Raw genomic sequence first — 24620 nt, forward strand, 5'->3', positions numbered from 1 at the left:
CCTGCGTCCAGTCTTCAGTTCTGCAGCTCCACCGTAACCACGGCGCCGCCCATCTGGGGGCCCGTCGCCACGGTCTTGAGCACCTTGCGGGAAGCCGTGTCCACCCACAGAGTCGTGGTCCCGGGATCGCCCTCGGCGGAAGTGAGCTCCACCTTCCAGGCCTTGAAGGTGCCTGCGGGGACTTTCAGCTCCTCCTGGCCCAGCACCTTGGCCTGCTTGAGCTGCACCTTCTGGCGCTGCAGGTCCACGTTGCGGAAGGTGACCGCATAGCCCTCCGCCAGGGGCAGGCAGGCCAGGGCATCCTCGGCACCGGAACCATCGGCGTAGATCCCACCGCCCAGGTCAATGCTGAAGGGCTTGGCGTTGCCGCCCATGGCCATGGTCCCGGTGGCCTTGCCGCCATCGAAGGCCATCTCGATGACCACGGGACCCTGCTTCACCTGGCGCTTCAGGGGCGCCAGCGTGTCCTTGGCCATGGTGGTGGTGTCCACCGCTTCGCCGCCAGGCAGCTTGGCGGTATCCGTCACCACCCAGGTGCCACCCTCCTCTTTCACCGTCCGGACCATGGAGATGGCCATGGAGCGGGGGCCCATGGCCATGGTTCCCGCGTAGGTGAAGGTGCCGGCCGTGGGCTTGGCCACGGGCTTGGGGACGCTCACGGACGCCGCGTCGGCCTTCTTCGCCAGCACCACGGTCTTGGGATCGACGGTGATCTCGGGCAGCCGCTTCATGACGTCGGGCTTGCCGCCCTCCTGATGGCGGGCCTTGAGGTACTTGGCCAGGAACGTCTCCGCGGCCGCGAACATGGCCTGGTTGTTGACGGGACGGGCGAAGCCGTGGCCCTCGTCCGGCGCGCAGAGGTACTCCACCGGGAAGCCGCGATCGCGCAGGGCGATGACGATCTGGTCGCTCTCAGCCTTCTTCACACGGGGATCGTTGGCGCCCTGGATCACCATGAGCGGCGTGTGGATCTTCGCCGCGGAGTTCAGGGGCGACTGGCGCTCCAGCTGCTTCTTGCCCTCGGGCGTGTTGGGGTTGCCCATGCGCTCGTGGAAGATGATGCGGCCGGCTTCCCAGTAGGGGGGAATGGTCTCGAGCAGCGTCAGCAGGTTGGACGGTCCCACGATGGACACGGCGGCCGCGTAGAGGTCGGGCGTGAAGGTCACGCCTGCGAGGGTGGCGTAGCCGCCATAGGAGCCGCCCATGATGCCCACCCGCTTCGGGTCCACGATGCCCTTCGCCACCAGGTGCTTCACGCCCCAGGTGATGTCGTCCTGCATGAGGTCGCCCCACTGCTTGTTGCCCGCATTGAGGAACTTCTTCCCGTAGCCGGTGGAGCCGCGGAAATTGGGCTGCAGCACGGCGTAGCCACGGTTGGCCAGGAACTGGGCCAGGCTGTTGAAGCCCCAGCCGTCCCGGGCCCAGGGACCGCCGTGGGGCACCACCACCAGGGGCAGGCTCTTGGCGGGCACGCCCTTGGGCAGGCTCAGGTAGGCGGGGATCTCCAGGCCATCGCTGGACTTGTACCGGATGGGCTGCATGGCGACCATGTGCTGCCGGGGCAGATCCTCCCGGGACACGTATTCCAGGCTCAGCTTCTTGGTGCGGCGGTCGAAGAGGTAGCGGCTGCCCGGGTCGCGGTCGCTGTAGCTCGTGACCATCACCAGCTGCTCGTCGGCGGTCATGGAGGCCAGGCCGATCTCCCCGCCCGGCAGCTTCTTCTGGATCAGCTTGTAGTCCGCCTCCCAGGCCTTGTCCTTCCAGTAGATCCTCGTGCGGTCGTCCTGATAGACGGTGGCGATGAGGTCATCGGTGAGGTCGGAGAAGATGGCGGAACCGAAGTCCACCCGGCCCTTGGGGTCGGATTCCAGCTTCGCCTCCTGGCCGGTGGCGGGGTCGAAGAGCACCAGCTCCGTGAGGTCCCGGGCGCCCTTGTTCGTCTCCAGGTAGACCCGCTTGCCATCCTTGTGGAAATTCACCGGCGCGGCGGACTCGAAGACCGAGCACTCGTAGACCTTGGTGAAGCCTTCGGGATCCACGCGGAGGATCTCGGTGTCGCCCTTTTCCGTGGTGCGGAGGGCGAGGCGCAGGTTCGCCTGCTTGTCGAACATCCAGCCGGCGATGCGCTCGGTGTTCTTCCGCAGCAGCGTCCGCTCGCCCGTGGAGATCTTCACCTTGTACACGTCATGCCAGGCGGCGTCCCGGTCGTTGAGGCCCACGTAGATCGTGTCGGGATCCGCCTTGGGCACGGCGTAGATCATGGCCCGGGCGCCCTTGGCGGCCGTCAGGTTGCGGGCCTCGGGCACGTCCTTGCCGGGCGCGGCGGGGGCCGCCGGATCCACGGCATAGACATTGAAGTTCTCGTCGCCGTCCTTGTCCTGCACGAAGAGGATCTGCTTGCCGTCCCGGCTCCAGAAGAAGGCGGGGATGGGGCGCTTGGGATCCGCGGTGATCAGGTGCCCCTTGGCGTAGGGCTCGCCCACCTTCTTCACCCAGATGTTGCGAGTCTCCTTGTAGGGCTTGAGGAAGGCGATCCACTTCCCATCGGGGGAAAGCTGGGCCGCGGCGATCTCGGGATTGCCGAAGAACTTGTCCCGGTCGATGAGGGGCGGGAGCTGGCTCTTCTTCGCCTGGGCGGCCGGGGCCTTGGTTTCCGCGGCCGCCAGAGGCAGTGCCAGGGCCAAGGCCAAGCCAGACCACAGGAGGCTGGACATGGTCAGATGACGTTTCATGGTCTGGGGCTCCTTGGAAAGAATGGATGAGGATCCCAGGTTACGCCGAAAGGGACATAGAGGTTGAGCATGAACCTCTGGAAGGTGCTCCCTTATGGCACAGTTCGGAGGGGGGCCTCCGATGAAGGCAGTCATCCAGCGCGTGAAGCGGGCCTCGGTGCGGTGCGGGGAGCTGGAAGCCGCCATCGGGCCCGGCCTGCTCGTGCTGGCGGGCCTGGAGGTCGGGGATACGGAGGAGACCTGCGCCTGGGCCGCCGCCAAGATCGCCTCGCTGCGGGTCTTCGAGGATGGCGACGGAAAGCTGAACCTCGGCCTCCAGGAGGTGGGCGGGGAAATCCTGGCCATCAGCCAGTTCACCCTGGCCGGCAGCATCGCCCGGGGCCGGCGGCCCTCCTTCGATCAGGCCATGGCCCCCGACGCGGCCCGGGTCCTGTTCCGCCGGTTCCTCGACCTGCTGAAGGCCCAGTACCCCCGCGTGAAATCCGGTTTCTTCCAGGAGCACATGGAGGTCGAGTTGATCAACGACGGCCCGGTGACCTTCATCCTCGAGCGCTGAGCCAGCGGGACAGCGGCGGTGCCAGCGCCATCCCCAGCCCCGCCAGCAGGAGGCCCGCGGCCACATCCGCCACGTAGTGGACGCCGATGTAGACGGTGGCGAACACGACGGCGGCGGCCCAGGCCCAGAGCAGCGGCGCCAGGCGGGGAAAGGGCCGCGTGGCCAGTATCGCGGGCAGCACGGACAGGGCGGTGTGCCCACTGGGGAAGGCATCCAGCGTGGTGGTTTCGGCGCCGTGGAGGAAGGCCCGGACCGCCTGGGAGACCGCGCCGCCGCCCAGCTGCGCAGCGGCCAGGGCCTCGGGCACCCGGGGCCCTTCCGCGGGCCACAGGAAGTAGCCCAGGAAGGACAGGTAGAACCCGAGGAGGATGGCGAACACCACCCGCTCGAAGAGCTCCGGCCCCCGCCGGACCCGCGCCAGCACGCCCACGGCGATGGGCAGCAGGTAGAAGCTCGCGTAGGCGAGGTAGACCAGATCCGTGACGGCCGCGGGCCGCCCGAAGGCGCCGTGCCAGGCCCGGGCGAGCGGGCCGAACCAGCGCCCATCGAAGGCGATCAGCGCCGCATCGCACCGGTGGGGGTTCACCGCCACCACCAGCGGCTGCAGGAGCAGGAACACGAGGAGCACCACCCCCACCGGGAGGAAGTCCCGCAGGAGCAGGAGCCCCTTCCCCCGGACCCGGCCCAGCCAAAGGACCGCCAGGAGCAGCCCCGCGAAGACGGCGGCGCGCAGCGCCCAGCCTTCGGGCCGCGCCAGGAAGACGAGCGCCAGAAGCCCCGCCAGGACCAGCGCCGTCAGCCGCTCGGAGGGCCGCAGAGCCGCGATCGTCCCCCTGATCATGATTCCCGCACGTCCGCCTCCACGCCCCGCCAGGCGGGCGTCCCCTCCGGCGGCCCCAGCCAGCGGCCCGGATTCTCCAGAATCTTCTGCACGAGCACCAGGGAGCGGGCGCAGGAGAAGGCATCGTCGATGCGCTCGTCGAAGGTCCAGCGCACGGACAGGGCCTCCTCCACGGTCACGCCGTCCCGGGACGCGAAGGCGGCGCGCCGGGGGGAGGAGACCGCCCCGAAGATCGAGACCGTGCCGTATTCGTAGAGGTGGTGGTAGACATCGGACACGCCCACGGAACCGAGGTTGGCGAGGAAGATGCTCGCGTACATGGGATCGTCGCGGATCATGAAGCCCGGATAGAGGTTCCAGTGGTCCAGGCCTCGCGCCAGGGCCATCAGCAGGCGCACCAGGGGGCCGGGCAGCCGCATGACCAGGGCCACCTCCCGGTCCACAGCCCGCTCCGTCTCCCGCGCCTCGTCCACCTGGGTCGAGAGGCGCCGGGAGAAATCCTGGAAGCTCTCGCCCCCGACGGCCGCGAGCTTCACGGTGGCGTCCTCGCCCTCCTCCGTGAACTCCTTCTTGGCGACGAAGGAGAAGGACACACCGCGCCGCTGGTAGATCCGCCCCCCGGACACGAAGCGGTTCAGCCGCGGCCGGGCATCGAGGGTCACGGCCACGGCGTAGGCCACCAGGTGGAAGAGCGTGGCCCTGGGGTGGTGGGCGCGGTTGTAGGCCTTGAGCCACACCCGCGCAGCGGCCATGCGGTAGACGGATTCCTGGTAGACGCAGCTCTCGTTCCGGCCCCGCATGAGGTACGGCATGATGCGCCGCACCGGCGTCTCATCGCGGACCAGGTCGCCATCAGGACGGGAGAAGAGGGGCATGGACCAGGGTTGTCAGCTGGACCGGCGCTGTCAAGAACACCCGGATATCACCTTTTCGCATTGACACCCCTGGCCCGCAGGACTATCCCTGTGGCAATCCTTCCGGTGATGCCATGACGACGCGCTCGGTCCGTCTCCAGCCATTCGCCTCCGGCCTGCTGGCCGCAGGCCTCCTCCTGGGGGGTGCCGCCGCCCGGGCCCAGGAGGTACCGAATCCCTGGACCATGACGGTCTATCTCCAGCAGAGCTGGCCCAAGCAGACGGAGACGAACCGCCAGATCAAGGACATCAATGCCGCCCTGGGTTCGTCCTTCAAGACCTGGGACGACGTGGCGAACCTGAACCTCGGCCTCCAGGCCTACCGGGACCTGGACCCGCGCTGGAAGGTGGGCCTCGAGCTGGACTACTCCCGGGGGAAGATCGATGGCAAGGCCACGGTGGACACCCCCGCCGGCCCCGCCACCCTCGCCTTCGAGCAGAAGTACACGATCTACGCCGACCTCCTGGCCCTGGTCCAGTTCCGGCCCCTGGGGACGAGCCACCGCTGGACCCCCTTCCTCCAGGCGGGGCTCGGCCTGGCCTACGAGAAGGACCGGACCCTCCTGACCCTCCGCAACGACCTCCTCGACGAGACCCTGGTCCACGTGGACAACGACGGCTGGTTCCCCATGGCCACCGTCGGCGCTGGGGTGGATGTTTACTTCTCCGACCAGCGCACCTGGTACGCCGAGGCCGGCGTCAGCTACTCCTGGGCCCGCCTCAAGCACGATGTGCCGGCCAGCGGTTCCCTGGTCCCGCCCACGGTCACCGCCGACACCGATTCCACAGGACCCAACGTGTGGCTGGGCATCGGACGGCGGTTCTAGCTCGAGGAGGTGGCTGATGGCCCGGCTCTCCCGCCTGCAGCCGGTGATGCTGCTCCTAGGGTCCGCCCTCCTCCAGGCGCAGGACTTCAGGGTGGGAGCGGGGGTGTTCCTCCTGGCCGATCAGGGCCAGGACTTCCAGGTCAGCTTCCGTCCAGCTTCGAGCCACTGGCAGTTCAGCTACCGCCACGTCCAGTGGCGGGACCACTTCAATGATCCGTTCACCGGCCGCAGGCTGACGGAGACGACGGAGACGCGAACCGGCCCCCTCGTGGACTACCTCTTCAGCCCCCAGTCGCCGGGCAGCTGGTACCTCGGGGGCGCGGTGTTCCGCTGGTCCAAGCGGGAGGAATCCCTGCTGACCGGCGAGGTGGACCGGGTCACCACCACCGCGCCCTTCATCGGTGGGGGCTATACCCGGACCCTGGGCCGGCACGTCTACTTCAACCTCGGCCTCTACCTCAGCCCCGGCACCCGGCTCTCCACCCGGACCAGCGTCAGCTCCGAGGACGACAGCGGCGCCTTCGACATCCAGATCCAGCTCGGGGCCCGGTTCTAGCAGACTGATCCGATCGCGACGCCGCGATCACGCCGCCCCGGAGAGCCCCCCGATCCAGGCCAGGACATCGGCCCGCATCTCGGGATTCAGGGTGTGGCCGGCGGGATAGACGCGGGTGACGTGGGGGATGCCCAGGTCATCCAGCAGACTGTCGGCCCGCTGGGCCCAGGCCAGGGGCAGGGTGCGATCCTGCTCGCCATGGCCGATGAAGCCGCGCAGGTGGGCGAGCCACTCGCGGCCGGCGACGCGGGGTTCGAGTTCCGGCAGGATGCGGCCCGAGAGGATGGCGAAGCCGCCCACGCGTTCGGGCGCGGTCAGGGCCACGCTGGCGCTCAGGATGCCGCCCTGGCTGAACCCGGCAAGGACCGTCCGCCGGGCTTCGATGCTGTACTGGGACTGCAGGTGGTCGACGAGGCGGATGAGCGCGTGGCGGCTGGCCTCGGCCTCATTTTCCTCGATCTTCGGCCCCTCCGCCGTGAACGCCACGCGGAACCAGCCGAACTGCTGGGGACCGAGCTCAAGCCGGCTGCGGACGAGCACCACCAGGACACCCGGAGCCACGCCGGCCGCCAGCTCGGCCAGGTCTGTCTCCTGCCCGCCAACGCCGTGGAGAAGGACCACCAGCGCCCTGGGCTGGGTTGGGGGTGGCTGCATCACGCGGTAGGACAGGCCCGATGACGCGTCCTGCTGCAGGACGCCAGGGAATGGGGCCGGGGATGCCATGGCAAGCCTCCAGGAAAGAAGGGCAGAAAGACCCACCTCCAGCCGCTCCAGGGGAACGGCCGGAGGCGGATGGGTATGGCGTGATCGGAAGCGGCTTAATTCTTCGCGGCGGGGGCGACCTTGCCGGCCTCGGCGTTCAGGCTGACGGCCACGGTCTCGCCGATGACGCCGGGGAAGGTCTTGATGCCGAATTCGTTGCGGTTGAGGGTGAGGACGCCGTCGATGAAGCCCGCGATCACGGTGCCGGGCGCCATGCCGGGCTGGGTCCCCGCGTTGGTGATGGGGAAGGTGATGCGCTTGGTCACGCCGTGCAGGGTGAAGTCGCCGGTGATCTCCAGCTTGCCCTTGGCCACTTCCTTCACGGCCGTGCTCTTGAAGGTGATGACGGGGAACTTGGCCACGTCGAAGAAGTCGGGGGACTTCAGGTGCTTGTCCCGGGCCTCGTTGTCGGTGGTGAGGCTGGTGGCGTCGATGGTGACGTCCACGCTGGACTTGCTCATGTCGGCGGTGTCCACCTTGATGAGCCCCTCGAACTTCGTGAAGCGGCCGCTGACCTTGGCCAGCAGGTGGCTGACCTTGAAGCTCACTTCGCTGTGGACGGGGTCGATCTTGTAGGTGTCCTCGCCGGCCAGGGCGGGCAGGGCCGCCAGGGCGAGGGACGCGAGCAGAGCACGGAAGGGGTGGCGCATGGGACCTCCAGGGAATAGGTGTTTCACCATGTAATTCAGTCTAGGCTCTTCTTAGTGTGTTGCAACACCTTTTTGGACTATTTTTGGCCGTTTCCATCTAACGCTGTTTATTCAGAACACATAAAAAATCAAGCACCGAACGCCGGGATCAGCCTTCCCCCTTCACGCACAGGCAGGAGGTCTCCGCCTTCACCTCGGCGCGGGCCTGGGCCCGCTTGAGGGCGCCGGCGGCCCGGGCGGCTTCGGTCTTGCGGCCCTGGGCCTCCAGCGCCTTCTGCAGGCCGAGCAGGGACCAGTAGTTGGCGGGATAGGCCCTGAGATCCGCGCGATAGACGGCTTCGGCCTCCCTGGCCCGCTGGGCGGACAGCAGCACGGCCCCCAGCGCATGCCGCGCGGGGATGATGCAGGCGGGGGGCTCGTCGTACTTGAGGGCATCCTCCAGGCGGACGGCCTCCGTCAGCTGCTGGATCGCCTCATCCACCCGCCCCTGGCCGAAGGCGATCTCGCCGGCAAGGAAGGCCCTGGAGACCTGCAGCACCTGGCGGGCGTTGTTGGAACCCCAGGTGTGGCTGTCGGGCACCTTGGGCAGTGCGGCCTCGAAGGCCGCCTGCTCCTTCAGGGCCTCCTCCCCCTTGCCGGTGGCGGCGAAGGCCGTGCCCCGCAGGGCATGCCAGCAGGCCTTGGCCAGCGGCAGCCGGGTGTCCGGCGCGGGCTCCGCCAGCAGCTCCTCCCACATCCCGAACCGCTTCAGCACGTCCCAGCGCCGGGTGGAGAAGGCCTCGGCAAAGGGCGCGTTCTCCACCACCCAGGCCAGGGGGAAGGCGCTCACCACGGCCTGGCTCTGGGCGAGGGCGACCTCCTTCCGGCCTTCCATGACCGCGGTGTAGGCCAGGAAATCCGCGTTGTGCACCATGTAGATCCCGTAGAAGCCGATCTCGGGCTGGCGGGCCCGGTAGCGGCCATCGGCCTCCATGGCCCGCTCGTTGGCCCGGGCCGCGCCGCTCCAGTCCCCGATGCGGGCATAGATGTGGCCCGGCATGTGGACCAGGTGGCCCGCATCGGGAGCCAGGCCGCGCAACCGGTCCGCCGCCGCCCTGCCCCGCTCGGGATGGGGAGAGCCTTCATAGGCGTGGGTGGTGAGGTGGAGGGCCAGCGGGTGGTTCGGGGCCAGGGCCAGGGCCCGGCGGAGGGAGGCGAGAATCTCCTTCGTGCCGGGCTGGGGCTCGCCGGCCCGGGTCCACTGGTCCCAGGGCCGGACATCCATCAGGGCCTCGGCGTAGAGCGCGGCCACGTCCGCATCCTTGGGGAAGCGGCCCGCCACCTCGCCCATGGCCTGGGCGTAGGCCGCGTCCAGGGCCTTCCGATCCGCGGGGTTGGGCAGCGCGTAGCGTGCACCGAGAGCGGCGATGAGGGCCTGCTCCACCGGGCTGGCGGAAGCGGCACGTTGCTGCGCGGCCCCGAGCGCCTCCCAGGCGGCCTTGGCCTGGGCCTCGTCCATGACGGGGTTGTTGATGTGGGGACCATTCACCAGGGCCAGGCCCCACCAGGCCATGGCGGAGGAGGGGTCCAGGCGGATCGCCTCATGGAAGGCCCGCGCGGCAGCCTCATGGTTGAAGGCGTAGGCCCAGATGAGCCCCTGGTCGAAGGCCGCCTGGGCCGCGGGAACCCGGGTGGAGATGCGCCGGTGGTGGGTGCCGAGGTCGAACGGCCTCCAGGGGGCCGCCTCCGCCGGGCCCGCGGGGGGTGCTCCCGCGAGCAGCGTGCAGGCGACAGCGAGCAGCGGGGAAAGGAGGCCCATGGGTCACCTCTTGGAGATGTCGGATCCGACTCTACTCCTCTGAGTCGATAAAATGAATTGGAGTCTCAAATGCATTAAATTGCATGACCCCTGATGGAGCGCGGGTTCTCACGGGAGCTACATTGGAGGCCATGGATCCGGGCCGCCTGGCGCCTCCGCCCCCCCTCCGGCCCCTGGACGGGACCGCCACCGAGCTGTTCCTCCGGGCCGAATACTTCCTGGGCCAGATCGACTTCCGGGCCTTCTGCGCCCGTCATCCCCACTACCGGGTGCTGTCCACCAATCCCCTGGTGCTCGAACCCGAGGCCGGGGCCTGGGTCTACCTTTCGCGGTTCGGGGCCGTGGTGTTCTGGAATGCCCCTCCGGCGGTCGTGGAAGCGGTGCTCCACGATCTGGAGGACCTCCCGGGAACGGGCGCCCGGGCCGAGGGCGCCCGGGACGACCTGCGGGTCCACCTGCGCGCCGAGACGGATCGCGTGGACTTCTCCGAAGTCTGGCTGCGCGACCTCACCCTGGACAAGCTGAAGATCATCTCCCTGGCTCTGGCGCAGAGCGTCGCGCTGGATGAGGTGGAGGGGGAGGTGAGCCTGGCCATGGCCCGCTTCGGCCCCGTGGTGACGGCGCTGCGCGATGAGGGGCGGCTGTTGTTCGGGCAGAAGGATCTGCTGCGGACGGTGGGTTTCGCCATGGCGGTGCGGGCGGCGGTGCTGGACACCCTCACCCTCTTCGACGATCCGCCGGAGACCTGGGAGAGCGAGGCCCTGGCCCACCTCGACGGCGCCCTCTTCGATCAGTTCGACCTGGAGGAGCGGCTGTCCGCCGTGAACCAGAAGGTGGCCTACCTCCAGGATGCCGGCGCCACGGTGCTGGACGTGCTGGCCCACCGCAAGGACCAGCGGCTGGAGTGGATCATCATCATCCTCATCCTGGTGGAGGTGGTCCTGTTCATCTGGAAGGAGTTCCCTCTGAAGTGAACGGACTCAGACCTTCGGCGCCTCCAGCCCGAACGCCGCCCAGCCTTCCTTGGTGGGGCCATAGAGGCTGGGGACATGCAGGCCCGCCTGCCGCATGAGGACGGTCATCTGGCCGCGGTGGTGGGTCTGGTGGTTCACGAGGACATAGAGCGCGAAGGCGCCGGTCCAGGTCTCGCCGTAGAGGGTGAAGTTCCGCCCCAGCTCGGTGTTGCTCCAGCTGCTGATGTGGTCCAGCAGGGACTCGCTGACCGCACGGTAGGCGGCGGCGGTCTCGGCCATGGTGGGCGGCGGCGGGGTGGCGATGAAGCCGTCGGGCCCCAGGCCCACAGGTCCCTTCACCCTCAGCCCCAGGTTCTGGGGCAGCTCCAGGATGGTCTCCACCAGGTGCCAGGCCATGCGCCGCAGGTCCCGGTGGTGCTCATCCACGGCCTGGTGGGCCGCCGCGTCGGGGATGGCCGCGAGGACCGCCAGGGTCTTCTCCGCCTCCTGCTGCCAGATGGTCTTGAAGTCATCCACGCGACGGAACATGCCAGCCTCCGGAAAGGTCCCCGGAAGCATAGCGCAACGACCTATGGGAGGGAGGGAAGAGCGTCTGGATCGGAGCGGAGCCCGAACCGAACTCAACCTTGCCGGCTGCAGACCGATAGCGAGTCGGTATCACACCTGGATTGCCATCCTACACTTCCCCGTTTAGCCCAAGCATGTCCTCAAAGCAGAGCGTGTGATCATGCTTGCTCCTGGCACGCCCCTCTTGGATCTCCATACGCAGATGGAACAAGCCAACCCCAGAGCCTCGAAGTTCTACCGGCAAGGTCTCCTCGCCCTGGCCTACTTTGCAACGGGGTGGCTGGGCCTGAAGACACCTTATGCGGGAACGCACATCACCCTCATCTGGCTTCCCACGGGCATCGCGGTGGCCGCGCTCCTCCAATGGGGCCGTGGGGTCTGGCCCGGCATCGCCATGGGTGCCTTTCTGGTCAACCTCGCCATCGGTTCGACCTGGCACCTCGCCGCTGCCATCGCAGTGGGCAACACCTTCGCACCGATCCTCTGCCTGGCCTACCTCACCCGGTTCCAATTCGACACCGCCTTCTCCAGGCAGAAGGATGTCGGCCTATTCATTGTCGGGGCCGCCCTCGGCATGACCGTATCGGCCACGTTCGGCGTCGCAAGCCTCTCCCTGGCGGGGGCGATGCCGCTGAAAGCCGCCGGGCCCGCCTGGCTCTCCTGGTGGATGGGAGATACCGTGGGCGTGTTCCTGGCCGCCCCGCTCTTCCTGTCCCTCAACCGGAAAAACCTCGATCAGCTGAGGCAAGCCCAGAAGGAATACGCCCTCTGGCTCATGATCGCCGGCACAGTCGTGTGGCTGGCCTTCATCCATCCGCCTTCGCAGGCAGGCCGATCTCTGCCCATCGCCTTGCTGACCCTTCCCTTGCTCACCTGGGCTGGCCTGCGCTTTGGGAGAACCGGTACGGCCCTGGCCGGGCTGGCATTCTCCCTCGCCGCGGCGTGGGCCGTGCTCATGGGCCATGGGCTTTCCCGCTTCCTCAATCCCCAGCTCAGCCAATTGATCCTGTGGAGCTACATGACCGCCCTGGTCCTGACGGGTCTCCTGATCACGGCCCTGCAGGCCGAACGGGTGCGGATGGAGGACCGCCTCCGCGACCGGGAGGCGAAGCTCCGGGGGCTGTACGAGATGTCACCGCTGGGCATCGTGCTGACGGACATGCAGGGTCGCTACATCGAGTTCAACGACGCCTTCCAGGCCATGAGCGGCTACTCCGCGGAGGAACTCACCCGCCTCGACTACTGGGCCTTGACCCCTAAATCCTATGAAGCGGAGGAGGCCCGCCAGCTGGAATCCCTGAAGCGCACCGGGCGCTACGGGCCTTACGAAAAGGAATACGTGCGCAAGGATGGCAGCCACATCTCCATCCAGCTCAACGGCATGCTGATGAAGCTGCCGGATGGCCAGCCGTCCATCTGGTCCATCATCGAAGACATCACCGCCCGCAAACGGATCGAGACGGACCTAAGGGTGGCGGCAACCGCCTTCGATTCCAGGGAGGCCATGATCGTCACAGACGCCCAGGAGACCATCCTGCGGGTCAACCGGGCCTTCACCGAGATCACCGGCTACACCGCAGAGGAGGTCGTGGGACGAACGCCGCGCATGTTCAAGTCGGGCCGCCACAATCAGGACTTCTACAAAGCGATGTGGGAGGCCATCGGGCAGGCCGGTGGTTGGCAGGGTGAGGTGTGGGACCAGCGCAAGAACGGTGAAGAGTACCCCAAATGGCTCACCATCTCCGCCGTCGCGGGGGAGGATGGGGTGGTCACCCACTACATCGGCACCCACTTCGATATCACGGCACAGAAAAGGACCGAAGAGAAGATCCAGGCACTGGCCTTCTTCGATCAGCTAACGGGACTGCCCAACCGGACCCTCCTCCTGGATCGGCTGAAACAGACCATGACCGCCACTGCGCGGAATGAGGGCCACGGCGCCCTGCTCTTCATCGACCTCGATCACTTCAAGAGGCTCAACGACACCTTGGGCCACGACCAGGGTGACCTCCTCCTGAAGCAGGTCGCTCAGCGGCTGACGGCTTGCATCCGGGAAGGCGACACCGTCGCGCGGATCGGAGGCGACGAATTCGTGGTGGTCCTGCCAGGACTGAGTCCGGTCCTGGGGGAAGCCGCCCGGGCGACAGAGTTGGTAGGGGAGAAGATCATCCAAGCACTCAACGCCGACTACCAGCTGGGCGGACATCCCTACAGGAACACGGCGAGCGTGGGGGCCACCCTGTTCATGGGCAAGGACACCACCATTGACGACCTGATGAAACAGGCCGACCTGGCCATGTACCGCGCGAAGGAATCCGGGCGCAATGCCTTGCGGTTCTTCGACCCGGACATGGAAAGCGCCGTAATCAGTCGCGTTGCCCAGGAAAGGAGCCTGCGCGAGGCCATCGAGCAGCAGCAATTTTGTATCCATTACCAGGCTCAGGTCCAGGAGGATGGGGCCCTGACAGGTGCAGAAGCCCTGGTGCGTTGGCAGCATCCCGAACGGGGAACAGTGCTCCCTGCCGAGTTCATCCATCTGGCCGAGGAGACCGGCCTGATCCTGCCCTTGGGTCTGTGGGTCCTGAGGGCAGCCTGCGTTCAGCTGGCAGCGTGGAGCCAAGATCCCGGCATGGCCCATGTGACGATCGCCGTGAACGTCAGTCCCCGCCAATTCCGGCAGGCAGGCTTCGTGGACCAGTTGATCGAGGTGATCGGAAGCACGGGTGTGAACCCGGAACGGCTGAAGCTGGAACTGACCGAAGGCCTGCTGGTCGAGAATCCCGAAGAAGTCGCCGGCAAGATGACTCTCCTGAGGGCCAGGGGCGTGGGCTTCGCCCTGGATGATTTCGGAACGGGCTACTCCTCCCTGTCCTACTTGAAACGGATGCCATTCGACCTGCTGAAGATCGACCAGTCTTTCGTCCAGGATGTGTTGACCGATCCCAATGATGCCGAAATCGCCCGCACCATCGTGGCGCTGGCCGAGAGCCTCAGCCTGGGTGTCATCGCCGAGGGCGTAGAGACCGTCGAGCAGCGGGACTTCCTGGCCAGCATCGGGTGCCATGCCTTCCAGGGGTACCTTTTCAGCCGGCCTCTTCCTGTCAACGAGTTCGAGGCGCTCGTCAGACGGGGGTGACAGCCCGCCGCTTGGCGGGCCAGACCTCGCGGCGGCGGGCGCGGGCGAGGCGGGTGATGAGCTCGCGGCGGAGATCGGCGGGGTCCACGATGGCGTCCACGTGGAGGTCGGCGCCGAGCTTCTTGAGGTTGATGTCCTCGTTGTACTCGTCGCGGAGCTGCTGGACGAAGGCCGCGCGCTCCGCTTCCGGCTTCTCGGCGATCTTGTTGGCGAAGACGGCGTTCACCGCGGCCTCGGCCCCCATGACGGCGATGCTGGCCGTGGGCAGGGCCAGGGTGGCGTCGGGATCGAACCCCGGCCCGCTCATGGCATAGAGCCCCGCACCATAAGCCTTGCGCACCACCACGCAGATGCGGGGCGTGCTGCAGCTGGCCATGGCGCTGATCATCTTCGCGCCGTGGCGGATGATGCCCTGCTTCTCCACGGCGCTGCCGATCATGAAGCCCGGCACGTCGCTGAGGAACACCAGGGGGATGCCGAAGGCATCGCAGAGCGTCATGAACCGCGTGGCCTTGTCGGCGCTGTCCACGAACAGCACGCCGCCCTTCACCCGAGGCTGGTTGGCCAGGATGCCCACGGGCTTGCCGTCGAGGCGCGCCAGGCCCGTGATGATCTCGCCCGCGAAGAGCTTCTTCACCTCCAGGAAGCTGCCCTCGTCGACCAGGCCCTCGATGAAGTCCTTCATCTGGAAGGGGCTGTTGATGTCCTTGGGGACGAGGCCTCCCAGAGCCTTCGCCTTGGGAGAGACCGCCTTCGGCGGAACGGCGGGAAGTGTGTCTTCGCAGTGCTGGGGGAAGTAGGAGAGATACTGGCGGCAGAGGGCGATGGCCTCCGGCTCGGTCTTGCAGAGGAAGTCGCCGCAGCCGCTCACGGAGCAGTGCATGCGCGCACCGCCGAGATCCTCGAGGCTGATCTTCTCTCCGATGACCATCTCGGCCATGCGGGGCGAGCCCAGATACATGCTGGCGTTGCCCTCCACCATCATCACCACGTCGCAGAAGGCGGGGATGTAGGCGCCGCCGGCCGCCGAGGGTCCGAAGAGCAGGCAGACCTGGGGCACCAGGCCCGAGAGTGCCACCTCCATGTGGAAGATGGTACCGGCGTGGCGCCGGCCCGGGAACATGTCGAGCTGGTCCGTGATGCGCGCCCCGGCGCTGTCCACCAGATAGAGCATGGGCACCTTCAGGCGCATCGCCACCTCCTGGATGCGGATGATCTTCTCCACCGTGCGGGCGCCCCAGCTGCCGGCCTTGATGGTGCTGTCGTTGGCCATGAGCGCCACCGGGCGGCCGTCCACCGTGGCCGTGCCCGTGATCACGCCATCGGCGGGCAGGTCCTTGTGCAGCGCGTTGGCGAAGAGGCCGTCCTCCACGAAGCTGCCCTCGTCCACCAGCAGGTGGATGCGCTCACGGGCGAAGAGCTTGCCCACTTCCGTGTTCTTCTCGTGGGCCTTGGACGAGCCGCCCTTCTTGATGCGCTCAACTTCCGAATGGAACTGATCCAGCTGCATGGGTACCTCGGGATGGATCCTTCAGCATAGCGGCCCGGCATGCCATTCTGGAGGGATGCTGGACGCAGACGGATCGAGGCGGACCGGGTTCCTGACGGTGCCTTTCTTCGTGGTCTGCGTTTTCTACTTCCTGGTGTTCGCGGCCGGATACCAGCTGTTCCCCGTGGTGCCGCTGCGCCTGCGGGAGCTGGGTGCGAACCTGGCGGAGAGTGGCCGCTTCCAGACGGCCTTCATGCTCGGATCAGGATTCGGCGCGCTGTTCACGGGGCCCCTGGGCGACCGCCTGGGGCCGCGCCGCGTGCTGCGCGTGGCCTCCCTGGCGGTGGTGGGGATCCTCGTGGTCTACGCGCTGCTGAAGGTGCGCTGGGTGTTCTACCTGCTGGCGCCGCTGCACGGCCTGCTGTGGTCCGCCCTGCGCACGGCCTCTGTGGCCAAGGTCGGCGGCATCCTGCCCCTGGAGCACCGGGCCCAGGGGCTGTCCATCTTCGGCCTCACGGGCCCCGGCGGCGTGGCGGTGGGCCCCCTGGTGGGCCTCTGGTTGATGCCCCACCTGGGCTTCACCTGGATGCTGGTGCTGCTGGCGGGCGTGTTCGCGCTGCTGTATGCCCTCATCGGCGCTCTGCCCCGGGAGGCCACCCGCGAGATCGAGGGCCCGGTCTTCCAGTGGCCGGACCGCTCCGTCTGGGGAGGCGTGGCCGTGATGGGCCTGGTGGGCCTCAGCTTCCGCCCCATGACGCCTTACAGTGCCCAAGAAGCCAAGGCCCTGGGCATGGCCTGGCCAGCGGCGTTCCTGACCTGCTTCGCCCTGGGCATGATGGCCATGCGCGGCCTGCTGGCGCTGACCGGCATGGGCCGGCGGCCCGTGGCGCTGATGCCGGGCATGGCCGCCCTGACTGCCGTGGGCTACGCCATGCTGGCCTTCCTGCCCGGGGGCCTGGCCCGGCACCTGTCCTCAGGCCTCGTCTACGGCGCCGGCTACGGCATGGTGCACACCCTGATGCTCACCCACCTCATGGAGACCACGCCGCCCCAGCGCCGGGGCGCGGCCACGGGGGCCTTCTTCTTCGCCTTCGATGCCGCCACGGCCCTGGGCTCCCTGGGCCTCGGCTGGGTCATGCAGCACGGCGGTTTCCGCTGGGGCTGGGCCATCGGCGCGGGCCTGATGACCCTCTCCATCCCCGTGGCCCACCGCGTCGTCGGCAGGCGCCCGACCCTGGCCAGCGGTCCGGATCCCTCTGTCATCCTTGAGGCATGAAGGATCTTTCAAGCTCCCGGCCCCGCCTGATGACCCGGCAGTTCGCCCTGGTCTGGGCCATCACCTTCGTGACCTTCTTTGCGGCCTTCCAGCTCTTCCCCACGGTGCCGCTGCGCCTGCGGGAATTGGGGGCGAGCCTGGCGGAGAGCGGCCGGTTCATGAGCCTCTTCACGGCCGGCAGCGCCCTGGGCGCCCTGTTCACGGGGCCCCTGGGTGACCGCGTGGGGCACCGCCGCCTGGTGGTCCTCTCCGCCTCGCTCTACGCATTCTTCCTGGCCGCCTATGCCCTGATGCCCGTGCGCTGGGGCTTCTACCTGCTGGCCTTCCCCCACGGCATCGTGTGGTCGGGCCTGCTGACGGCCACCATGGCCTCGCTCTCCCATGTGCTGCCGGAAGACCGCCGGGCCGACGGGCTCAGCCTCTACGGGCTGGCCAGTCCGGGCGGCGTCATCGTGGGCCCTCTCCTCGGATTGTGGATCCAGCAGCACTGGGGCTTTGCACCCATCGGCTGGTACTTGGCCGTCCTGTTCCTCGCCCTCGGGGCCCTGGGCACCACCCTGCCCAAGGACCACCCGCACGGCCGGGCCGAGGGCTTCCAGTGGCCCGATCCCTCGGCGCTGGGCCCCAGCCTCGTGCTCTTCTGCGTGGCGCTCGGCTACGGCGCCCTGGGCAGCTACACAGCCCAGGAGGCGCTGGCCCTGGGGATGCCGCTGCCCTCGGCCTTCCTCTCCTTCATGGCCGTGGGCATGGTGCTCATGCGGATCGTCATGCTGCGACGGGGCTTCGGGAAGCGTCCCATCCGCAAGCTGCCGGGCATGCTTGCCGGCGCCCTGGTGGGCATGGTCCTGCTGGCCGCGCTGCCCGGCGGCACCGCGCGCCACGTGGCCTCCGCCATCATCTACGGCGCGGGGTACAGCATGGTGCACACGCTGCTCAACGCGAAGCTCCTGGAGACCGCGGATCCCAAGCGGCGGGGATCGGCCTTCGGCGCCCTGCTCTTCGCCTTCGACTCGGGCATCGGCCTCGGCAGCTTCGGCCTGGGCTGGGTCATCGGCAGCTACGGCTACCGCCTGGGCTGGGCGCTGGGCGCCCTGGCCATCCTGGCCGCCCTGCCCATCGCCTCGCGGCTCGCCCGGGACTGAGCCCTCAGAGCGTCTGCTTGAAGGCCTCCTGGAGCTTCGCCCGCACCGCCTCGGCATGGTGTTTGAGGCCTGGGTTGTCGATGGCCGCCATGGAGGCAACCGGATCCACAAACGAGAGCTCGATGCCACCCTCGACACCCCGCAGGATCACGTTGCAGGGCAGCATAACGCCCACGCGCGGTTCCAGTTCCAGGGCCCCCTTGGCAAAGGCGGGGTTGCAGGCCCCCAGGATCCGGTAGAGGCCCACTTCCGCGCCGAGCTTGGCGCGCAGGGTCGCCTCCACGTCGATCTCGGAGAGGATGCCGAAGCCCTGGTCCGCCAGGGCCTTCCTCACCTTCGCGTCCACCTCCGCCGGATCGCCCTTCAGGATCTTGGTCATGCAGTAGCTCATCGCCCCTCCTCCCCGGTCAAGGCCCAGCCCCGTGGCATGCACGCTACCGCCCGCCGGCCTCGCCCGCAAGCAGGTTCCAATCCAGGGTTGGGGTGGGCCTACGCTCGCCGGTGCAGCTTGTGGACGGCGGCCTGGTCGACGCACTTCACGAGGATCTCGTCGATGTTCACATGATCCGGGAGCATGAGGCACCAGCGCACGCACTCGGCCACATCCATGGCGGTGAGGGGCTTCACGCCCTGGTAGACGGCCTTGGCCTTGTCGCCGTCCTTGAGACGCACGTTGGAGAACTCGGTCTCGGCCATGCCCGGGTCCACAGAGGTGACGCGGATCTGCTCGCCGTTCACTTCCAGGCGCAGGCTCTGCGCCATGGCCTTCACGCCGAACTTCGATGCGCAGTAGACGCTGCCGCCCTCGTAGGGCTGGTGGCCGGCCGTGGAGCCGATGAAGAACACATGGCCCCAGCCCGCCTGGCGAATGTGCGGCAGGCCCGCACGGATCGTCTTCACCACGCCCTCGACGTTGGTCCGCATCATGGCTTCCAGGTCCTCGTCCGGCGTCTCCCACAGCTTGTAGGTGCCGCTGGCCAGGCCTGCATTGGCGACCAGCACATGCAGCCCACCCAGCGCCGCCGCGGCCTCGGCCACGAAGGTGTCCACGCTGGCGGTGTGGCGGGTATCCACGGCCCCGGCGAAGACCTTCACGCCGTGGGCCTTGCTGAGCTCGCTCGCCAGGGCCTGCACGCGCTCCACGCGGCGGGCGCCCAGGGCCAGGTGGCAGCCCTGGGCGGCCAGCAGCCGCGCCATGGCTTCGCCGAAGCCGCTGGAGGCGCCGGTGATGAGGACGATGGGATGCTCGGGACGCATGGGGACTCCTGGATGGGCTAGCGGAAGGTGCGGTGGAACTCGCCGAGAGCCTGCACCACCTTCTGGAGTTTGTCCGTGGGCGGCAGGATGGTGGTGCGGAAGTGCGCGGTGCCCTCGGCCTGGCCGAAGCCGGAGCCCGGCACCACGCAGATGCCCGTCTGTTCCAGCAGGGCCATGGCGTAGTCGAAGTCCGTGCGGCCGGGGGGCAGGGAGATGCTGGGGAAGGCGTACATGGCCCCCGCGATCACGTTGCAGGTGATCCCCTCGATGCGGTTCAGGCCCTCGGCCAGCAGGATGGCGCGCTGCTTCAGCGTGTCCAGGATGGCCGTCTTCTCCGCCGCGTACTGGCCGTGGGAGGGCATGCCGGGCTTCGGGGGGCGCACCATGGCGTAGGTGGCCGCCTGGCCGGCGAGGTTGGCGCAGAGGCTCACGCTCTGCAGCTTCAGGATCTGCGCGGCCACGTCCTCGGGCACATTCCGGAACTCGAAGTAGCCGCCCCGCACCCCGCACTCGCCCAGGAAGCCCTTGGAGCAGGAGTGGAAGCTGAAGAGGGAGACGTCCCTCGCCTCCAGCTGGTGGAGCACCTTGGCGAAGGACACGAACTCGTCGCCCGGGAGGTAGATGTTCTCCTGGTAGACCTCGTCGGCCAGGATCGTCAGCCCGTGGTCCCTGGCGAAGCCGATGACCATCTCGATGTTGGCCTCGTCCAGCACCGCGCCCGTGGGGTTGCCGGGATTGATGACGCAGATGGCCTTCACGTGGGTGCCCTCGGCCTTCGCCTGGGCCAGGGAGGCTTCCAGCATGGTGCGGCTCAGCTTCCAGCCGTTGGCCTCATCCAGGAAGTAGGGCACCATGCGCCCCTCGTAGAGCGTAATGGTGGCCGAATAGAGCGGGTACTGGGGGATGGGGACCATGATGCCGTCCTGCGGACCGCTGATGAGCAGGCGCAGGGCGGTCTGCACGCCCTTGCTGGCGCCATCCGTGAGGAAGATGGCATCGGGGTCCACGCCGATATGGTCGCGCTCCAGGATGAACTCGGCCACGGCCTCGCGGATGAAGCGCACGCCCCGGCTTTCGCTGTAGGCCCCGAGGCCATGCTTCGTGCCGGCCAGGATGGCCCGGGCGGCTTCGATCACGTCCGCCGGGAAGGCGGTGGGCGCCAGCTCCATGAGCGCCGGGTACTCGCAGAGGGCCAGGATCTGCCGGTTCCAGGTGAGGGGCTTCTGGCCCAGGGACTGGGGGTTGCCGATGTTGCAGTAGATGACCTCGCGGCCCTGCTTCTCCAGCTCCGCCGCCCGGGCCACGATGGGCCCCCGCACAGCGTATTCGGTCTCGAGGACGGCCTTGCCCAAGTCGGTCAATCGGATGGTCATGGGTACTCCAACCCTCGAGTTTAACCCGGGCCCATGGTGTGACCGCCGTCATCCTACTTCGCGTCAGGACCTCCAGCCTTGGGGAGCCGGGGACGGGCAGATAGACTGGGGCTTCCGGATCCTTCCAGCCACGCCACCCTCCCTTCATCACCCATAGAGGTCTTCATGCTCGGTTTCTCCCTTTCCCCTGAACAGCTGGCCGAAAAAGAGCGGGCCCACACCTTCGCCGAGAAGATCATGCGGCCCGTGGCGCGCAAGTACGACGAGACCGGCGAGTGGGCCGTGGATGTCTACAAGGCGGCCTGGGACCAGGGCTACCTCCAGGCCCTGGTGCCTGAGGACTGCGGCGGCCCCGGCGCCAAGCAGGTCGAGGAGGCCATCGTCTGCGAGGAGCTGGCGTGGGGTTGCGCCGGCCTCTACACCTCCATCATGGCCAACGGCCTCGCCATGACGCCCCTGCTCGTCGCGGCTTCCCCCGAGCAGAAGAAGAAGTGGCTGGGCATGCTCGCGGAAGAGCCCAAGTTTGCGGCCTTCTCTCTGTCCGAGCCCAATGCCGGTTCTGACGCCGGCGGCATGAGCTGCCGCGCCGAGAAGAAGGGCGACAAGTACATCATCAACGGCACCAAGTGCTACTGCACCAATGGCGGCTACGCCGACTGGTACGCCCTCTTCTGCAGCACCGATCCCAGCAAGGGCGCCCGCGGCACCAGCTGCATCGTGGTGCCCCGGGACACGCCGGGCCTGGTGGTGGGCCGGGCCATGGACAAGATGGGCCAGCGCGCCTCCAACCAGGTGGAGCTCTACTTCAACGATGCCGAAGTGCCCGTGGAGAACCTCCTGGGCAAGGAGGGCATGGGCTTCGTCATCGCCATGAAGACCCTGGACCAGACCCGCGCCGCCGTGGCCGCCGGGGGCGTGGGCGTGGCCCGGGCCGCCTTCGAGATCGCGCTGGACTACGCCAAGACCCGCATCCAGTTCGGCCAGCCCATCTTCGCCAACCAGGCCATCAGCTTCATGCTGGCGGACATGGCCAAGAAGATCGAGGCCAGCCGCCTGCTCACCTGGCAGGCCGCCTGGATGACCGACCACGGCATCAAGAACTCCAAGCAGAGCGCCATCGCCAAGACCTTCGCCACCGACACCGCCATGGAGGTCAGCACCGACGCCGTGCAGATCCTCGGCGGCAACGGCTACAGCCGCGACTACCTGGTGGAGAAGTGCATGCGCGACGCCAAGCTGCTCCAGATCTATGAAGGGACGAACCAGATCCAGCGGCTGGTTATCGCCAAGGAAATCCAGCAGGGCAACTAGGCCGCTGGATCGTCCGGGTCGCGAGCGGACAGCGCACCAGCGCTGTTCCGAGCGGGGCCCCGGCGTTCGTCCATAACCAGATCCAGCGGCTGGTTATCGCCAAGGAAATCCAGCAGGGCAATTAGGCCGCTGGATCGTCCGGGTCGCGAGCGGACAGCGCACCAGCGCTGTTCCGAGCGGGGCCCCGGCGTTCGTCCATAACCAGATCTAGCGGCTCGTCATCGCCAAGGAAATCCAGCAGGGCAACTAAAGGGGCGGAGCCCCCGTACACAGAAGGCGGCCCTTGGCCGCCTTCTGTGTTTTTGGGTCTTGAAGACCGCAACACCCGACCCTAGAATCCCTCTCAACCATCCATCTTTACCAGCTCAACAGCCGTGAAAGTGGGGAGGGACTCCCGCCGGGGATCCCGGTTTCACTCGGGCGCAAGCCCCCGCGATCCGCACGCCTGGTGCGTATCGCGCGATCAACCTCCAGGCGTGAGGGGCCTGGTCCCCGGGAAGAAAGTCATGTCCGAAGGCACCGTCAAGTGGTTCAACGCCGAGAAGGGATTCGGCTTCATCACCCCGGATGAGGGTGGCGCCGACATTTTCGTCCACTACTCCGCGCTCCAGTCCAAGGGCTTCCGCACCCTGGATGAGAAACAGCGCGTCAGTTTCGATGTGGTGCAGGGCCCCAAGGGTCCCCAGGCCGCGAACGTCATCAAGATCTGACCACCCCGTTTTCCCCGAGCCCCGGTCCCGGCCGGGGCTCGTCGCGTACCCTGGAACCATGAAGAAGGTCTCCCTGCGCCCCACGGCGGACATCCTGCTGATCGTGCTGATGGTCCTCCTGTCCCTGGAAGGATTCCGCCGCGACCCGGCCTTCGGCTGGATCCTGCCCCTCACCGCGGCGGCCGGGACCTGGCTGGGCTGGGCGATCCGGCAGGCCTGGGTCTACCCTGCGCGGCTGGCCCGGGCCGAGACCCTGTGGGCTGCGGGCGGGCCCGCCTCCGCCGTGGCGGAGCGCCTGTCCCGCACGCCCCTCGCCACCGGGGAGCTGGGCTACCGGATCGGCCTGTTGCGGAGCGCCGCCAACCAGGCCCTGGGCTATCGGGACCGGGCCTGGCTGGATGCCCTGGATGCGCAGCTCTCCCGCCTGCCCCTCTGGAAGCGCCTGGTGGTGTCCCGGGCCTTCCGCCGGCTCCCGGACCTGCCCTCGGCCCGCCGCCTGGCCTGGGGGGAGCGCCTGATTCGCCTGGCCCCTCGCCTGGCCCGGCTGCGCCACCTCCAGGGCCTCCTCCTGCTGCGCTCCGGCCGCGGGGACGCCCTGCACGAAGCCTGGGGCCACTTCGAGGCGGCCCTGCCCCTGGCCTGGGATGACCCGCTGGTGCTCGAGGACCTGATGCTGGCCGGACTCCAGCACGGACGGGAGGACATGGCGGAACGCGCCCTGGCCGTGCTGGTCTCCCGGCATGGCGATCCCCGCCTGCCCTGGGACCGGGGGGCCGCCGCCATGCACCTGCTGCGCAACGGCCGGCCGGCAGAGGCCCTGGCCCTCATCGCGGGTCTTCCCCACGACCATCGCCGCGACCAGCCTCTGCTCTGGCTCGCGGAAAGCGTGTCCCGCCGGCGCCTGGGGGATCTCGAGGGCGCCTGGCAGGTGGCGGAAGCGGCGGTCGAGCACCTCCCGGAGGCCTTCCGGCTCTGGATGGAGCGGTACCAGATCGCCCTGGAGCTGCGGCGGGACGCGGAGGCCCTCGGCAGCCTGGAACGGGCCCGGGGCGCCTTGCCGGCCGATGCGGAAGGCGCGGCCCTCCGTGACGAGTGGCTGCTCCGCCGGGCTGAGTTCGCCTTCTGGTGGGAGGACGATCCCGCGGCCGCCAGGGCGCTGCTGGAACAGGTCCCTCCCGAAGGCCAGGGCGACCACCACCCGCCCCTCCTCCTGCAGGTCCGGGTGGCCCTGGGGGAGTACGAGGCCGCCTACGGGGAAGTCGCCGCCCTGCTCCGGGAGGGCCCCCGCGACCCGGACCTCCTCATGCTCCAGGCCGACTGCCTCGCCGGCATGGAGGCCTGGGAGGCCCTGCTGCCCTACCTGGACAGCCTGGGCGAGGCCTGCCGGGAACAGGGGGATTTCTGGCACCTGCGGGGCCTGGCCCGCGCCAACCTGGGTGAACACGTGCCCGCGCGCCTGGATCTGGAGCGCGCCGTGCGCATGGACCCCCGGAACCTCCGCTACCTGCTGGACGCGGGCCATGGCTGCGCCGAAGTGGGCGACTGGGACCGGGCCGAGAGCTACTGGCGGCAGGCCCTCCAGGTCGATGGCGAGGCTGAGGAGGCCCTGATCCACCTCGCCGAGGCCCGGCGGGAACTGGACGATCTCGAAGGAGCCCGCCGCTACCTCCGCGAATGTCTCCTGCACCATCCCGACAGCGCGGAGGCCCAGGCCCGGCTCGCGGAACTGGAGGCCAACTGACCGGCGGC

The 24620-nt window shown here is 68.2% G+C and carries 21 protein-coding genes; 10 read left to right on the forward strand and 11 right to left on the reverse strand.

The window, feature by feature from the left end; genetic code table 11:
• Nucleotides 1–14: 14 nt before the first annotated feature.
• A complete protein-coding gene (locus tag QSJ30_RS12045; RefSeq protein WP_285609580.1) occupies nt 15–2732 on the reverse strand; it encodes a S9 family peptidase in 2718 nt (905 codons plus the stop codon).
• Nucleotides 2733–2853: 121 nt separating this feature from the next.
• Here QSJ30_RS12045 and dtd point away from each other — a divergent pair, with 121 nt between their 5' ends.
• Nucleotides 2854–3288 (forward strand): D-aminoacyl-tRNA deacylase, encoded by a 435-nt coding sequence (gene dtd, locus QSJ30_RS12050; RefSeq protein WP_285609581.1) that lies wholly within the window; start codon nt 2854–2856, stop codon nt 3286–3288.
• Here the strand turns inward: dtd and QSJ30_RS12055 are convergent.
• Both QSJ30_RS12055 and QSJ30_RS12060 read right to left on the reverse strand, forming a co-directional pair.
• Nucleotides 3272–4129, reverse strand: coding sequence for a phosphatase PAP2 family protein (locus QSJ30_RS12055; protein ID WP_285609583.1), 858 nt, complete (start codon nt 4127–4129; stop codon nt 3272–3274). The genes dtd and QSJ30_RS12055 overlap by 17 nt on opposite strands.
• Entirely contained in the window at nt 4126–5004 is an 879-nt protein-coding gene (locus tag QSJ30_RS12060) for a 2-oxo acid dehydrogenase subunit E2 (RefSeq protein ID WP_285609585.1), read from the reverse strand. Before QSJ30_RS12060 ends, QSJ30_RS12055 begins: the two co-directional genes overlap by 4 nt.
• Before the next feature lie 113 nt (nt 5005–5117).
• Between QSJ30_RS12060 and QSJ30_RS12065 the strand changes: the two genes are divergently transcribed.
• Both QSJ30_RS12065 and QSJ30_RS12070 read left to right on the forward strand, forming a co-directional pair.
• Nucleotides 5118–5870: an outer membrane protein gene (locus tag QSJ30_RS12065; RefSeq protein ID WP_285609586.1), complete on the forward strand. Its 753-nt coding sequence runs from the start codon at nt 5118–5120 to the stop codon at nt 5868–5870.
• A gap of 16 nt (nt 5871–5886) precedes the next feature.
• Complete coding sequence (locus QSJ30_RS12070; RefSeq protein WP_285609588.1) at nt 5887–6426, forward strand: hypothetical protein; 540 nt, start codon at nt 5887–5889, stop codon at nt 6424–6426.
• A gap of 27 nt (nt 6427–6453) precedes the next feature.
• Here the strand turns inward: QSJ30_RS12070 and QSJ30_RS12075 are convergent, their stop codons facing one another.
• The 3 genes from QSJ30_RS12075 to QSJ30_RS12085 all read right to left on the reverse strand — a co-directional run bounded on the left by QSJ30_RS12075 (nt 6454) and on the right by QSJ30_RS12085 (nt 9636).
• The gene (locus tag QSJ30_RS12075; RefSeq protein WP_285609590.1) at nt 6454–7149 is read right to left on the reverse strand and encodes an alpha/beta hydrolase; all 696 of its coding nucleotides are present in this window, start codon (nt 7147–7149) and stop codon (nt 6454–6456) included.
• Between the two features lie 95 nt (nt 7150–7244).
• Nucleotides 7245–7838: a YceI family protein gene (locus QSJ30_RS12080; protein WP_285609592.1), complete on the reverse strand. Its 594-nt coding sequence runs from the start codon at nt 7836–7838 to the stop codon at nt 7245–7247.
• A 148-nt stretch (nt 7839–7986) separates the two neighbouring features.
• Nucleotides 7987–9636, reverse strand: coding sequence for a tetratricopeptide repeat protein (locus QSJ30_RS12085; RefSeq protein WP_285609594.1), 1650 nt, complete (start codon nt 9634–9636; stop codon nt 7987–7989).
• Between the two features lie 131 nt (nt 9637–9767).
• Here QSJ30_RS12085 and QSJ30_RS12090 point away from each other — a divergent pair, with 131 nt between their 5' ends.
• Complete coding sequence (locus QSJ30_RS12090; protein WP_285609596.1) at nt 9768–10610, forward strand: RMD1 family protein; 843 nt, start codon at nt 9768–9770, stop codon at nt 10608–10610.
• Nucleotides 10611–10616: 6 nt separating this feature from the next.
• On the opposite strand, the gene QSJ30_RS12095 is transcribed toward QSJ30_RS12090, so the two are convergent.
• Nucleotides 10617–11138, reverse strand: coding sequence for a DinB family protein (locus tag QSJ30_RS12095; RefSeq protein ID WP_285609598.1), 522 nt, complete (start codon nt 11136–11138; stop codon nt 10617–10619).
• Nucleotides 11139–11379: 241 nt separating this feature from the next.
• Between QSJ30_RS12095 and QSJ30_RS12100 the strand changes: the two genes are divergently transcribed.
• Nucleotides 11380–14313, forward strand: a complete 2934-nt coding sequence (locus tag QSJ30_RS12100; RefSeq protein ID WP_285609599.1) for a bifunctional diguanylate cyclase/phosphodiesterase — start codon at nt 11380–11382, stop codon at nt 14311–14313.
• On the opposite strand, the gene QSJ30_RS12105 is transcribed toward QSJ30_RS12100, so the two are convergent.
• Nucleotides 14300–15823, reverse strand: coding sequence for an acyl-CoA carboxylase subunit beta (locus QSJ30_RS12105; protein WP_285609601.1), 1524 nt, complete (start codon nt 15821–15823; stop codon nt 14300–14302). The genes QSJ30_RS12100 and QSJ30_RS12105 overlap by 14 nt on opposite strands.
• A gap of 55 nt (nt 15824–15878) precedes the next feature.
• Between QSJ30_RS12105 and QSJ30_RS12110 the strand changes: the two genes are divergently transcribed.
• Both QSJ30_RS12110 and QSJ30_RS12115 read left to right on the forward strand, forming a co-directional pair.
• A complete protein-coding gene (locus tag QSJ30_RS12110) occupies nt 15879–17078 on the forward strand; it encodes an MFS transporter (protein ID WP_285609603.1) in 1200 nt (399 codons plus the stop codon).
• Nucleotides 17075–18220: an MFS transporter gene (locus QSJ30_RS12115; RefSeq protein WP_285609604.1), complete on the forward strand. Its 1146-nt coding sequence runs from the start codon at nt 17075–17077 to the stop codon at nt 18218–18220. Before QSJ30_RS12110 ends, QSJ30_RS12115 begins: the two co-directional genes overlap by 4 nt.
• A gap of 4 nt (nt 18221–18224) precedes the next feature.
• On the opposite strand, the gene QSJ30_RS12120 is transcribed toward QSJ30_RS12115, so the two are convergent.
• The 3 genes from QSJ30_RS12120 to QSJ30_RS12130 all read right to left on the reverse strand — a co-directional run bounded on the left by QSJ30_RS12120 (nt 18225) and on the right by QSJ30_RS12130 (nt 20850).
• Complete coding sequence (locus QSJ30_RS12120; protein ID WP_285609606.1) at nt 18225–18611, reverse strand: DUF302 domain-containing protein; 387 nt, start codon at nt 18609–18611, stop codon at nt 18225–18227.
• 98 nt (nt 18612–18709) lie between these two features.
• Nucleotides 18710–19477: an SDR family NAD(P)-dependent oxidoreductase gene (locus tag QSJ30_RS12125; protein WP_285609608.1), complete on the reverse strand. Its 768-nt coding sequence runs from the start codon at nt 19475–19477 to the stop codon at nt 18710–18712.
• A gap of 17 nt (nt 19478–19494) precedes the next feature.
• Nucleotides 19495–20850: an aminotransferase class I/II-fold pyridoxal phosphate-dependent enzyme gene (locus tag QSJ30_RS12130; RefSeq protein ID WP_285609610.1), complete on the reverse strand. Its 1356-nt coding sequence runs from the start codon at nt 20848–20850 to the stop codon at nt 19495–19497.
• 165 nt (nt 20851–21015) lie between these two features.
• On the opposite strand from QSJ30_RS12130, the gene QSJ30_RS12135 reads away from it, so the two are divergent.
• The 3 genes from QSJ30_RS12135 (at nt 21016) to QSJ30_RS12145 (ending at nt 24612) form a co-directional block, all read left to right on the forward strand.
• The gene (locus QSJ30_RS12135) at nt 21016–22161 is read left to right on the forward strand and encodes an acyl-CoA dehydrogenase family protein (RefSeq protein ID WP_285609612.1); all 1146 of its coding nucleotides are present in this window, start codon (nt 21016–21018) and stop codon (nt 22159–22161) included.
• Between the two features lie 506 nt (nt 22162–22667).
• On the forward strand, nt 22668–22871 hold the full coding sequence (locus QSJ30_RS12140; protein WP_285609615.1) for a cold-shock protein: 204 nt from the start codon (nt 22668–22670) through the stop codon (nt 22869–22871).
• Between the two features lie 58 nt (nt 22872–22929).
• On the forward strand, nt 22930–24612 hold the full coding sequence (locus QSJ30_RS12145) for a tetratricopeptide repeat protein (RefSeq protein ID WP_285609617.1): 1683 nt from the start codon (nt 22930–22932) through the stop codon (nt 24610–24612).
• The last annotated feature ends 8 nt before the right edge of the window (nt 24613–24620 follow it).

This window comes from Geothrix edaphica (assembly GCF_030268045.1).
In the GTDB taxonomy this organism is placed as follows: domain Bacteria; phylum Acidobacteriota; class Holophagae; order Holophagales; family Holophagaceae; genus Geothrix; species Geothrix edaphica.